The following is a 12348-nucleotide window of genomic DNA, read 5'->3' as shown; positions in this document are numbered from 1 at the left end:
AGGGCGGCAAGCCGCGCCAGGCGCCCGAGACGGTCGAGACGACTAGGCTGGCGCCGCGCCTGTGCAACGAGACCGGCTGCCAGATGTTCTGGCCGCTCAGCGGAAACGACATCCTCGCCCTGCGCGAAGGCAAGGACATCCACTTCAGCTACACCGCCGCACCCCCGCCAGGCACCTTCCCGTACCCATACCGCTACCAGTTACGTACCGTAACGCTACAGGCGGCCTTCCGCGCAGAAGGCTTTAAACAAGCCGTCGAAGCCTCGCTGAAATGAAACAGACTTAAGTCGTCGGCACGGCCTGCGCTCGCCTTGTCCGGCCGGCGCGGTCGCAGCCGGCCCGATCCAACAGGAAAGAGAGTGATCCCATGACCGAGACGGGTACCAAGCTTCGCCATTACGGCATCCTGGCGCTGGGCGCGCTGGCGACGGTGGCGATCGCAACCGGTGGCCTGACGCTGTTTGCGCTGCTGGAGCCCGAGAGCCAGGCGCTCGCCCAGAACGCGCCGTCGAGCGCGACCTCGGGCTCGTCGTCGTCGCAGCCGGCGCGCCGGCCGGCGACGGCGGCGCCGCCGGCCCGGGCGCAGCAGGCGCCGCAGAGCCAGACGGCTCCGGCCGCTGCGGCCAAACCGGGCGAGGCGACGCCGTTCGACGCGCATGTCGAGCAGGCCAAGCTCAAGACCTGCGCCGGCACCTTCACCGAGCTCGGCAAGGCGGCCGCCTCAAGCGACGAGTACATGGCGATGTCGCAATGGAGCCAGCAGCAGGCCGACGCGCACTCGATCCAGTCGATCGTCGGCCTCAGCTTCAAGAACGACCCGACCCTGTCGAACGGCGCCAGCATCGTCTTCGCCGCCCCGGTGCAGAGCGGCTGCGAGGGCAACCTCGTGCGCGTCGTGCCCTCGACCCAGCCCTGCAACGTTGCCGTGCAGAGCCTCGGCCTTGGCAACGAGCAGGCCGTCACCCTGGCCAACGTCCCGATGGCCACCACGAAGGCCGGCGCAAACGTCATCTTCCTGCCGACCCAATCAGGCTGCGTCATCGTCACCGTCGCAAGAGGCGCCCAGCAAAGGAAGTAGTCCCGGCACATCGTTGCGAGATGACGGGGCCAACATCGTCACTCAAGGCTGCGCCTCCCGGCAGCCAAACTCAGAAAGCCCCGCAGGTTCGCCTCGCGGGGTTTTCCATGCCCGCTGCTGACAGGGATCGTCCGGCCGGGATGGCAGGGGAGTTCCGGGGCGGCAATGTGGGAACTATGATGCCGCGCCATGGTTGGCGCAGCAGCTTGAGCAGAGCGAGGAAGCGGACATGTCGGGGACGATCAGGGTCGGCATCGGCGGCTGGGTGTTCGAGCCCTGGCGCGGCGAATTCTATCCCGGAGACCTGCCGCAGAAGCGCGAGCTCGAATATGCCTCGAGCAAGCTCGCCTCGATCGAGATCAACGGCACCTATTACGGCTCGCAGAAGCCGGAGAGCTTCGCCAGATGGCGCGAGGAGACGCCCGACGGCTTCGTCTTCGCGCTGAAGGGCTCGCGCTACATCACCAACCGCCGGGTGCTGGCCGAGGCCGGGCCCTCGATCGAGAAGTTCGTCATGGGCGGCGTGCTCGAGCTCAAGGAGAAGCTCGGGCCGATCAACTGGCAGTTCATGCCGACGAAACAGTTCGACCCGAAGGATTTCGAGGCCTTCCTCAAGCTGCTGCCGAAATCGGCCGATGGCCGGGAGATCCGCCATGCCGTCGAAGTCAGACATGACAGCTTCCGCTCGCCGGACTTCGTCGCGCTGTTGAAGGAATACGGCGTTGCGGTGATCACGGCGGCGGATTCGAAGTTCACCCAGATCGCCGATGCGACGGGGCCCTTCGTCTACGCCCGGATCATGGGCACGAAGGAGGCGGAGCCGCAGGGCTATTCGGCCGGAGAACTCGACGCATGGGCCGAGCGCGCCAAGGCTTGGGCCAAGGGAGGCGTGCCGAAGGATCTTGAGGCGGTGACGGAGCCCGCGGTCGAGAAGGCCGGGCGCGACGTCTTCCTCTACGTGATCAGCGGCGACAAGGTGCGCAATCCCGCCGCGGCGATGGCGCTGGGCGAGCGGGTCAAGGGCTGAGGGCGCTCAGCCCGGCTCCTGGCAGACGTCGACCCATTCCGCCCTGGTCAGCGCGACCATGCGCTCCGGGCTGATCCTGAGCGCGCTCTGGGTCGAGCCGGCGGCGGGGACGACCTCGTCGAAACCTTTGAGCGAGATATCACAATAGACTGGCAATGCTGTCGGCAGTCCGAAGGGGCAGACGCCGCCGACCGGGTGGCTGGTCAGCGCCACGACCTCCTCGGCATCGAGCATGCGCGGCTTGCCGCCGAAAGCGGCCTTGGCCTTGCGGTTGTCGAGGCGGCCGGTGCCGCTCGTCACCACCAGCACCACCCTGTCGCCGATCCTGAGCGAGAGCGTCTTGGCGATGCGCGCCGGCTCGACGCCATGGGCGGCGGCGGCGAGCGCGACCGTGGCGCTGCTCTCCTGCGTCTCGATGATGGCGATGTCGGGCGCCTGTTCGGCGAAGAAGGCTTTGACCGAGTCGAGGCTCATGAGGCGGCCCTGCCGAATTTCCACAGCACGAGGAGCGCGACCGCCGCCGGCACGCCGAAGACGACGAGCAGGATCGGCGCTTCCTCGAGGAAGGTATAGCCGGCGCGGGTGACGCCGATGATCAGGTTGACCAGCGAGGCGACGAACCAGAGCGGGATGAACAGCTTCATCGCGAAGGCGACCGGATGCGTGTCGCCCGTATTCAGCCGCGGCACGACCAGGAGCAGCACGCCGAGCAGGGCGAAGCCGGCGGCGATGACCTTGACTGTATGCATTCAGGCCTCCTTGGGCATGACGCCGAAAAGTGGGAACCGGTTTTCGGACGACATCATGCGTCCGCGCTAGGTCGCAGCGAAATGGTTTCCCAGGCCGCGACGACGACCAGGATGGCGGTCGCGCCAAGGCTGAAGGCGAGCGGCGAGAGGAATGCGGCCAGCGGCGCCAGCAGGGCGAACAGGCCCAATCCGACGAGATGGGAGAGCGGATACCAGCCGGCGGTGACCTTCTTGAAGAGCAGGTTGCCGAGCAGGTAGAAGGCCGGCCCGCCGATCACGGTGATCGCGGTCTTCGCGTCGGTATGGCCCTCGGGATGGGCGAGCACGAACTCGTCGCCGACCGCGACCAGGATGATGCCGGCGACCAGCAGCAGGTGGATATAGGTGTAGGCGATGCGGGCGAGCTGGCCCGGGTCATCCGAATGGGCGATGCGCGCGCTCGCCCGCTCGGCGCCGATATTGAAGTAGATCCACCACATCGCGACCGAGCTGAGGAAGGCGTTGGCGTAGGCGAGCGAGGTGGTCGGGGTCACCGCGAGCTTGGCGGCGGTGGCGCCCGTCACCAGCACGGATTCGCCGAGCGCGATGATGATGAAGAGGGCGCAGCGCTCGGCCAGGTGACCGCCCTCGACATCCCAGTCGGCCGTCGTCGAGTGCCCGAGGCCCGGCACCCGGAAGCCGACCGCGGCCCCGCCATAGTCGAGCGCAAGCGCCAGCGCCCAGAGCACGAGACGCGCCGAGCCTTCGGTGAGGCCGCCGGCGATCCAGAACAGGCCGGAGACGGCCACCCAGACCGCGATGCGCTGGAAGTTGCGGTAGTTGGCCGGGCTGCGGCCCTTCAGGCTGATGAAGGTGAAGAGGCTGCGGCCGAGCTGCATCGCGACATAGGTGACTGCGAAGACGAGGCCCTGCTGTGCGAAGGCGCCCGGCAATGCGGCCGAGAGCGTCAGGCCGCCGAACATCAGCACGAACAGCATCAGCCGCACCGGCGTCGAGTCGGGGTCGAGCCAGTTGGTCACCCAGCTGGTGCAGATCCAGACCCACCAGACCGCGCCGAGCAGCAGGGCGGCCTGCAGCAGGCCGCCGGCCGAGAAATGCTCTAGCAGCGTGTGCGATATCTGCGTGATCGCGAAGACGAAGACCAGATCGAAGAACAGCTCGACGAAGCTGACCTTGTTATGCTGGTGCTCGACGCGCTGGCGCAGCACGTCGCGCTTGGCGTTGTTCTCCGTCATCCCCGGCCCCGTCCTCAGTAACTGCATCCTAGAGCAAGATGTGATCCGGCCGAAAGAGAGCTCGCGCCACCCTTGGACTGGCCTCCGCCGTCATGGTCGGCCCTGTGCCGACCACCCACGTCTTTGACTGCGATGGGCGTTCAAGGCGTGGATGCTCGGGACAAGCCCGAGCATGACGAGGGGTGGTGGCTGAGGTCAGTGCCGGAAATGGCGATGGCCGGTGAAGACCATGGCGAGGCCGGCATCATTGGCGGCCTTGATCACCTCGTCGTCGCGCATCGAGCCGCCGGGCTGGATCACCGCGGTTGCGCCGGCCTCGGCTGCGGCGAGCAGGCCGTCGGCGAAGGGGAAGAAGGCGTCGGAGGCCACGACCGCGCCCTTGGCCAGGGTCTCGGGCAGGCCGGCGGCCTTGGCGGCCTCACCAGCCTTCCAGGCGGCGATGCGGGAGGAATCGACGCGGCTCATCTGTCCCGCGCCGATGCCGACCGTGGCGAGGTCCTTGGCGTAGACGATGGCGTTCGACTTGACGTGCTTGGCGACGCGGAAGGCGAAGCGCAGGTCGGCGAGTTCGGCCTCGCTCGGGGCGCGCTTGGTGACGACCTTGAGCTCCATGTCGTCGACCACGGCGTTGTCGCGGGCCTGCGCCAGGAAGCCCCCGGCGACGGTGCGCAAGGCGAGCCCACCGGCGCGGACGTCGGGAAGGCTGCCGGTCAGGAGGAGGCGCAGGTTCTTCTTGGCAGCGATGATGGCGATCGCCTCCTCGCTCGCGTCAGGGGCGATGATCACCTCGGTCAGGATCTTGACGATTTCGCGCGCGGCGGCGGCGTCCAGCGTCCGGTTGAAGGCGATGATGCCGCCGAAGGCCGAGACGGGATCGCAGGCGAGCGCCCGGGCATAGGCCTCGGCGAGATCGGCTCCGGTCGCGACGCCGCAAGGGTTGGCGTGCTTGATGATGGCGCAGGCGGCCGAGATCGCGGGGTCGAACTCGGCGACGCATTCGAAGGCGGCGTCGGTGTCGTTGATGTTGTTGTAGGAGAGCTGCTTGCCCTGGACCTGGCGCGCGGTCGAGACGCCCGGGCGCTGCTCGGGCGTGCGGTAGAAGGCGGCCCATTGATGCGGGTTCTCGCCGTAGCGCAGCGTCTCGGCGAGGCTGCCGCCAAGGGCGCGATAGGCCGGGGAGGTCTCGGCCAGCTCGCTGGCGAACCAGTTCGAGATGGCGGAATCGTAGGCGGCGGTGCGGGCATAAGCCTTCTGGGCCAGCTTGCGGCGCAGCGTCAGCGTGGTCGCGCCCTTCTGCGCCTCCAACTCGCCGAGCAGGGCGGCATAATCGGAGGCATCGACCACCACGGTGACGTCGTGATGGTTCTTGGCGGCGGCGCGGATCATGGCGGGGCCGCCGATGTCGATGTTCTCGATGCAGTCGTCATAGCCCTTGCCGGCGGCGACGGTGGCCTCGAACGGGTAGAGGTTGACGACGAGCAGGTCGATCGGCGCGATGCCGTGGCCGATCATCGAGGCCTGATGCTCGGGATGCGAGCGGATGGCGAGCAGGCCGCCATGCACCTTCGGGTGCAGGGTCTTGACCCGGCCGTCCATCATCTCGGGGAAGCCGGTGAGGTCGGAGACATCGGTGACGGGTAAGCCGGCGCCGGCGATCGCCTTGGCGGTGCCGCCTGTCGAGACCAGCGCGATGCCGAGCTTGTGGAGCGCCTGTGCGAATTCGATCAGCCCGCTCTTGTCGGAAACGGAAAGGAGGGCGCGTTCGACGCGGCGAAGCTCTGTCGGCATCAGGTCATTCCGGAGGATGAGGTCGAGGGAAGGCAGCTCGCGCGCGGCGTATCATGCTGCAGTGCAGATGCAAAGCGCGGCACCCTGCCGGCGGCCCTGTGCCGGGGTCAGAGCGGGAGCGACGACGTCTGCTCGTCCGTGCCGCGCGCCCGGCTGGTCGGCGCCGTGCCGATGCGGGAGAAACGCCAGGCGATCTGCGGCATCTGCGCGGCGTCATAGCTCACCGCGAGCTGCTCGGTGCGCCGCCTGCCATCGGCGGCGGCGAGGAAGATGCTCTCCTCGATCGCGACCTTGAGGCCGGACGCCTCGAAGGCCCAGACCTCGCCGGAGGGCAGGGCGAGCAGCGCGCCCTCGCCCTCGCGGATCAGGCTCGGCCGGACCTGAGGGTGCAAATGGAAGCGCGCCACGGCCGGCAGGCTCTCCGGCGCGCCGCTGAGCGCGATCTCGTCCTCGCCGGTCAGCGCGGCGCCGTCCTTGGCGAGCAGCAGCCGGCGGGTGTGGACCGCGCCGAAGGCGCGGCGGTAGCCGTCATGGCTGGCGACCCATTCCTGCCCGGCCTCGGTGTCCTGGCGGGCGACGCGGACGTCCTTGGGCCCGGCGGTGATGCGGTAGTCGCCGAGCACGAGGCCGAAGGAGGCGCTGGAGCGCTCGGCGAGCGTCACGGTCGAATGCGCGGCGGTGCTGCGCGTCGCCAGCTTCAGCTCGGTCGGGCCGAAGCGGCTGGCGCCGCAATTGACGATGATGCGCTGGGCGGCGCTGGAGAATTCGAAGGCGAGGCAGCCGGCATGGGCCTCGACCGAATTCGCGCCGCGCGGCGGCGCGCCGGCATCGACCACGGCGATGCTGCGGCCGCCGCTGAGCCGGTCGTAGCCGGAATAGGCGGCGTGCTCGATCGGCTTGCCGCGGGCGTCGTCATAGGCGGCGAGCGTCGCCATCAGGTCGGGCGGGGTCACGCCCATGCCGTTGAACAGGGCGAGCGCGCCGTCGCCATGCCGGAACAGGCGCAGATGCGGCATCATCCGCTCGATCGCCATGATGACGCTGCGCGGCGGCTCGAGCCCGCGCGCCAACAGGGTCTCGCGCAGCGGCAGGAGGTCGAGCAGGAGCTCGATCATCAGGCGCGGATTGCGGCTGAGATGGCCGCCATCGGGCAGGATCTGGTGGTCGAGCTCGTCGGAGAGCGCCGCCTCGTAGCGCCGCAGCCGCCGCTCCTGGCCGTCGAGGCAGATCGCCGCGAAGGTGACGGCGGCGAGGCATTGCAGCCGGGCGAAGCCGTCGACCGCGCCGGCGAGGTCGAGCGAGATCTGCTCGGTCAGCTTGCCGATATGGCGGATGAAGCGCTCGTAGAAGACGTGGTCGGCGCCCTCCAGCAGCAGCGGAGAATGCGACAGGAAGGACATCAGCCGCCTGGCGGCAACGGCCGGGCGGCGCGCGATCTCGTTGCGCCAGCGCCGCTTGCCCATGAACTCGTCGACCAGCGCGCGGGCATTGGCCCGGGCGATCGCGGTGTCGGCGGCGCGCATGTGGCGCAGCCAGCCGAAGCCGTAGAAGGCCTCGGCCCAGGCCTCGGTCGGTGGCTCCGTCTCGAAGGGCGATTCGCCATGGGTGCGCAAGGTGCGGCCGGCAAAGGCGAAATAGCCGGCATAGATGTCGCCCGCCGTGGTCGGGTCGGCAGTGCGCAGGTCGTGCGGGGCGAAGAGCAGGCGCGTCGCCTTCAGCCGGCCGAACGGCCAGAGGCTGCGGCTCGCGCCGACGAGGTTGCCGCGCGTGCGCCGCACAGCCCGGCCGATTGCGGCCTGGGCAAGTCCCCGTCGCTCAGACCAGCCGCTCAATGCCCCAGCTCATCCTATCGCTACGTCAGGCAAAACCGCCTGCGAATCCCGTTCCCGTCATAGCCTTATCAGCCGGGTTGCGTAAAATCCCGTCCATCCGGAAAGGCGCGGCGTTTCGCCCTTGAGCTGGTGCGGCAGGGTGCGCAGATCGCCGTTGGCGTCGATCGCCTCGCTCAGGCCGCCGACCTCCTCCGGCCTGATCGGCGAGCGGGCGAAGTCGGGATGTTCGGCAAGGAAAGTTTCGACCTGGCGCTCGCCCTCCTCGGGCTCCAGCGAGCAGGTGCAATAGACCAGCCGGCCGCCCGGTTTGGTGAGCCTCGCCGCCGCTTCCAGAAGCCTTGCCTGCAAGGCGGCGAGCCGCTCGCGGTCCTCCTCGGACTTGGTCCAGGCGACGTCGGGGTGGCGGCGGATCGTGCCGGTGGCGCTGCAGGGCGCGTCAAGCAGGACCGCGTCGAAGGGCTCCGCCTGCCAGGTCACGGCATCGGCGGTGACGATCTCGGCGCTGAGGCCGAGCCGTTCGAGATTGGCGCGCAGCCGGCGCAGGCGCGGGCCCGAGCGGTCGACCGCCGTGACATCAGCGCCCATGGCGGCGAGCTGGGCGGTCTTGCCGCCGGGCGCGGCGCAGAGATCGGCGATGCGCTCGCCGGGCTTCGCCTGGAGCAGCAGCGCCGGCAGGGCGGCGGCGGCGTCCTGCACCCACCATTCACCCTCCGTGAAGCCGGGCAGGCTCGGCACCGGGACGCGCTCGCGCAGGCGCACCGACCCGGTCGGCAGCACGATGCCGTCGAGCTTCTCGGCCCAGCCGGCGGCGTCGGACTTCACGGTGATGTCGAGCGGCGGCTCCTCGGCATGCGCCTTGGCAATGGCCGCGGCGACATCCTCGCCATAGGCCGTCCGCCAGCTCTCGGCGAGCCAGGGTGGGGTGTCCTCGAAGGGATCGACCGCCTCGGCGAGGATCGCCTCGCGCTCGCGGGCGAGGCGGCGCAGGATGGCGTTGCCGAGTGCGACATAGCGCGACGAGCGGGCATCTTCGTGGAGATGGCGGACGGCGAGGTCGACGGCGGCATGGTCGGGCACGCCGAGGAAAAGGATTTGCGCCGCGGCTGCCGCCAGGATCGGCTCGAACGGGCCGGAATTGCGCGGGCTGCCGCGCTCCAGCCGGTCGTTGATCGCGTTCTGGATCGTGCCGAGCTTGCGGAAGCTGGTGATGGCGATGGCGCGCGCCAGAGCCGCATCGGCCGCGTCGAGGCTGAAGCTCGGCGCCATGCGCTCATAGGTCTCGTCGAGCGCCGTGCCGGCGCGCAGCACCTCGTCGATCAGCGCCGCGGCGAGCCGGCGGGCCGGCAGGCCGGGCACGTTCTCGGCCGGTTGCACGGCGACGACGACCGGCTCCGGCTGCTTCTGCTTTTGATTGGCCATATCAGCCCCAGGGACCGGACTGGCGGTTGCCGCCCCATGGGCTCTGCGCGGCCTGGCTCGTGAAGCCGCCACTGGCGCTGCGGCTGCCGACGCCCATGGCGCGGGCCTGCTCCATCAGCGCCGCGATGCGGTTGCCGGTATCCGGGTGGGTCGAGAACAGCGAATCCATGCCTTGTCCGGTCAGGGGGTTGATGATGAACATGTGCGCCGTAGCAGGCTTATGCTCCGCCGTCTCGTTCGGAATATGGGCGACGCCGCCGGCGATCTTGGCGAGCGCATCGGCCAGCGCGACCGGATTGCCGCAGATTTCGCCGCCGAGACGGTCGGCCTCGTATTCGCGTGAACGCGAGATCGCCATCTGGATGATCATCGCGGCCATCGGAGCCAATACGGCGACCAGGATCTGGACGATGAAGTTCGGGCGGTTCTCGTTGTTGCTGCCGCCGAAGAACATGCCGAAGCTGGCGATGGTCGAGATCGCGCCGGCCATCGTCGCGGTGACCGTCATGGTGAGCGTATCGTGGTTCTTGATATGCGCGAGTTCGTGCGCCATCACGCCGGCGAGCTCGTCATAGCTCAGGGTGCGCATGATGCCGGTGGTGGCGGCGACCGCGGCGTTCTGCGGGTTGCGGCCGGTGGCGAAGGCGTTGGGCTGGTCCTCATCGATCAGGTAGACGCGCGGCATCGGCAGGTTGGCCCGCGCCGCGAGGTCGCGGACCATGCCGTAAAGCTCGGGCGCCGTGCGCTCGTCGACCTCGTGGGCGTTTTGCGACGCCAGCGCCAGCCGGTCGGAATTCCAGTAGCTGTAGAGATTGGTCGCGACGGCGATGCCGAGCGCGATCAGCATGCCGCCGGTGCCTGCAAGCAGATAGCCGACCGCGCCGAAGAGCGCGGTGAGTCCGGCCATGAGGATGCCGGTGCGGACATAGTTCATCGCTTTCCCCTTGTCGGTTGTGCGCCGGGAGCGGGGCGAACCCCTCCCCAGGCGCGGATTTCGGCCTTATGTGGTGAAGACCATGCCGATCCCCAAGGGATTAAGAGGCCGCCCATGCCGGATGATATCGACGAGCGTCAACAACCCGCACCAGCAGACGGCGAGCCAGCCAAGGTGCTCACGCCGGCCGCCCGGCGCGCGCTGGCCGAGGCCGAGGCGCGCCGCGCTGCGATCGATGCGCATGCAGCCGAGCTGAAGCACAAGCGCGAGGTCAACGGCCGCGGCGGGCTCGAGCCGGTGCGCTATGACGACTGGGAAGTGAAGGGAATCGCGAGCGATTTCTAGCGCTCAGGTTGCCAAAGGCCGATCGTGCCGCCAAAGACAGCACGACAGCGATTGGACCGGCCAAGCATGAACAGCGACGATAAGCGCCTCTCGGCCCTGAGGCGGCTCCTGACCGAGGCGCATCAGAAGCTCGGCCTCAAGCTCGGCTTCGCGCTCTGGGACGGCAGCCGCGTGCCGGCCGAGTGGCCTGAGGACGGGCTCGCCATCGCCATCCGCGATTCCGGTGCCGTCGCCTCGCTGATCCGCAAGCCCAAGCTCGACACGCTGCTCAACCTTCACGTCACCGATCGCATCGCGATCATGAACGGCTCGATCTTCGATCTCGCCACGGCGCGGCCTGAGGGCAAGGTCGGGCGGCTGGCCCGGGGCATTCCCAAGGGGGCGGTCATCGACGTGGTCAGGCGCTTCCTGTTCGCGCCGGGCACGGCGCCGAGCGCGGTTGCCCATATCAAGGGCGACGAGATCGCCCGCGATGGTGCGCCTGCGACCAACAAGGCCAATATCGCCTATCACTACGACGTCTCGAACGCGTTCTACCGGCTCTTCCTCGACGAGGAGATGGTCTACACCTGCGCCTATTTCACCGAGGACCATCACGATCTCGAACGCGCCCAGCGCGACAAGCTCGACATGATCTGCCGCAAGCTGCGCTTGCAGCCCGGCGACAAGCTGCTCGACATCGGCTGCGGCTGGGGCGCGCTGATCTGCCATGCCGCGCAGCATTACGGCGTCGAGGCTCACGGCGTGACGCTGGCCGAAGAGCAGCTCAAGCTGGCGCAGGAGAAGGTCGAGCGGCTCGGCCTGCAGGACAAGGTCTTCCTGCACCTCAAGGACTTCGCCCAGATGGAGGGGGTCTTCGACAAGATCTCCTCGATCGGCATGTTCGAGCATGTTGGCATCCGCAACCACCCCGCCTATTTCCAGGCGGTGAACCGGCTGCTCAAGCCGCGCGGGCTCTACCTGCACCACACGATCTCGCGTCGGGCCAAGAAGACCGAGAAGGCCTTCAACAAGATGCCGGCCGAGTATCGGGCGCTGGTGCGCTACATCTTCCCCGGCGGCGAGCTCGACCATCTCGGCATGTCCATAGCCAATCTCGAGCGCCATGGCTTCGAGGTCCACGATGTCGAGGGCTGGCGCGAGCACTACCAGCGCACGACGCGGCTATGGTGGGAGCGGCTGAACGCACGCAAGGCCGAGGCCGAGGCCGAGATCGGCCCGGAGCGGACGCGGATGTGGCTGCTTTATCTGGCCGGCTGCTCGCTCGCCTTCGAGCGCGGCGGGGCGCTGGTCAACCAGACCCTGGTCTCGAAGCGGCGCAAGGGCCCGTCCGGCCTGCCGCTGACGCGGGCTGATCTCTATCGCTGAATGTGAGGGGCTGCTTGCGCCGGCATGGTCGGCCTTGAGCCGACCATTTCTGGGGCGGGGGTCTCGGGTCTTGGCTTCGCCCGAAAATGACGGCCGGCTTATTTCTTCACGAACAGGTCGAGCTTTCCGTAATGCTCGGCCAGCAGGTAGTAGAAGGTCAGGCGCGACTTGGTGTTGTCGGCCTTCATGTGCTCGCAGGTCGCCTTGATCGAGGCGTCGAGGTCGGCGCTCTTCAGGCCGAGCTTCTTCTTCAGGAAATTCTCGCGGACGCGTTCCAGCTCGACAGGGTCGGAGCAGGCGACGTAGCGGGTGTCGGGCTTGCCCATGACCAGCGCGTAGGCCTTGGCCATGCCGGCGGCGGCGGCATCGTTGACCGGCTTCTTGGCGAATTTCTTGATGTCGGCGAGATGATCCATCGATAGCCCCTGTTGGGTCCGGCTTATGGTGCCGGGCGTGAGTGATATTCGCACGCCGAAACGTTAACGTGCTTTTTTGCCGCAGGCGAGGGGAATGGGCCGGCCGTTTCGCCTTTTTCGATAGGGTCTTTCGGATAGGTTGCATTGCATTTGCGAG

At 68.2% G+C, this 12348-nt stretch carries 13 protein-coding genes; 5 read left to right on the top strand and 8 right to left on the bottom strand.

Annotated features, from left to right (window positions below):
* The 3 genes from DWF00_RS29330 to DWF00_RS05495 all read left to right on the top strand — a co-directional run.
* Positions 1-275, top strand: a 275-nt coding sequence (locus DWF00_RS29330; protein ID WP_181833305.1) for a hypothetical protein, incomplete at its 5' end; no start/stop codon positions are given.
* A gap of 92 nt (positions 276-367) precedes the next feature.
* Complete coding sequence (locus DWF00_RS05500; protein WP_114831759.1) at positions 368-1078, top strand: hypothetical protein; 711 nt, start codon at positions 368-370, stop codon at positions 1076-1078.
* A gap of 229 nt (positions 1079-1307) precedes the next feature.
* Positions 1308-2105, top strand: a complete 798-nt coding sequence (locus tag DWF00_RS05495) for a DUF72 domain-containing protein (protein WP_114831773.1) — start codon at positions 1308-1310, stop codon at positions 2103-2105.
* 6 nt (positions 2106-2111) lie between these two features.
* Here DWF00_RS05495 and DWF00_RS05490 read toward each other — a convergent pair whose 3' ends face one another.
* The 7 genes from DWF00_RS05490 to htpX form a co-directional block, all read right to left on the bottom strand.
* Complete coding sequence (locus tag DWF00_RS05490; RefSeq protein WP_114831758.1) at positions 2112-2579, bottom strand: YbaK/EbsC family protein; 468 nt, start codon at positions 2577-2579, stop codon at positions 2112-2114.
* Positions 2576-2854 (bottom strand): hypothetical protein, encoded by a 279-nt coding sequence (locus DWF00_RS05485; RefSeq protein WP_114831757.1) that lies wholly within the window; start codon positions 2852-2854, stop codon positions 2576-2578. Before DWF00_RS05485 ends, DWF00_RS05490 begins: the two co-directional genes overlap by 4 nt.
* A gap of 53 nt (positions 2855-2907) precedes the next feature.
* Positions 2908-4089, bottom strand: a complete 1182-nt coding sequence (locus tag DWF00_RS05480; RefSeq protein ID WP_114831756.1) for a low temperature requirement protein A — start codon at positions 4087-4089, stop codon at positions 2908-2910.
* 195 nt (positions 4090-4284) lie between these two features.
* Positions 4285-5877 (bottom strand): bifunctional phosphoribosylaminoimidazolecarboxamide formyltransferase/IMP cyclohydrolase, encoded by a 1593-nt coding sequence (gene purH / locus DWF00_RS05475; RefSeq protein WP_114831755.1) that lies wholly within the window; start codon positions 5875-5877, stop codon positions 4285-4287.
* A 107-nt stretch (positions 5878-5984) separates the two neighbouring features.
* Positions 5985-7709 carry a heparinase II/III family protein gene (locus DWF00_RS05470; protein WP_147283800.1) on the bottom strand — a complete coding sequence of 575 codons (1725 nt, stop codon included), beginning with the start codon at positions 7707-7709 and terminating at the stop codon, positions 5985-5987.
* Positions 7710-7766: 57 nt separating this feature from the next.
* Positions 7767-9128 (bottom strand): RsmB/NOP family class I SAM-dependent RNA methyltransferase, encoded by a 1362-nt coding sequence (locus DWF00_RS05465; protein ID WP_114831753.1) that lies wholly within the window; start codon positions 9126-9128, stop codon positions 7767-7769.
* A gap of 1 nt (position 9129) precedes the next feature.
* Positions 9130-10062 carry a zinc metalloprotease HtpX gene (htpX, locus tag DWF00_RS05460; protein WP_114831752.1) on the bottom strand — a complete coding sequence of 311 codons (933 nt, stop codon included), beginning with the start codon at positions 10060-10062 and terminating at the stop codon, positions 9130-9132.
* A 114-nt stretch (positions 10063-10176) separates the two neighbouring features.
* On the opposite strand from htpX, the gene DWF00_RS05455 reads away from it, so the two are divergent.
* Positions 10177-10407, top strand: a complete 231-nt coding sequence (locus DWF00_RS05455; RefSeq protein ID WP_114831751.1) for a DUF1674 domain-containing protein — start codon at positions 10177-10179, stop codon at positions 10405-10407.
* A 66-nt stretch (positions 10408-10473) separates the two neighbouring features.
* Positions 10474-11775 carry a class I SAM-dependent methyltransferase gene (locus DWF00_RS05450; protein WP_114831750.1) on the top strand — a complete coding sequence of 434 codons (1302 nt, stop codon included), beginning with the start codon at positions 10474-10476 and terminating at the stop codon, positions 11773-11775.
* A 98-nt stretch (positions 11776-11873) separates the two neighbouring features.
* Here the strand turns inward: DWF00_RS05450 and DWF00_RS05445 are convergent, their stop codons facing one another.
* On the bottom strand, positions 11874-12191 hold the full coding sequence (locus tag DWF00_RS05445) for a DUF2853 family protein (protein ID WP_114831749.1): 318 nt from the start codon (positions 12189-12191) through the stop codon (positions 11874-11876).
* Between the last annotated feature and the right edge of the window lie 157 nt (positions 12192-12348).

Origin of the sequence: Allobosea caraganae (assembly GCF_003351345.1) — a bacterium.
Lineage (GTDB): Bacteria > Pseudomonadota > Alphaproteobacteria > Rhizobiales > Beijerinckiaceae > Allobosea > Allobosea caraganae.
The sequence above is the reverse complement of the archived record's forward strand: the minus strand, read 5'-3'. Positions and strand labels throughout refer to the sequence as shown.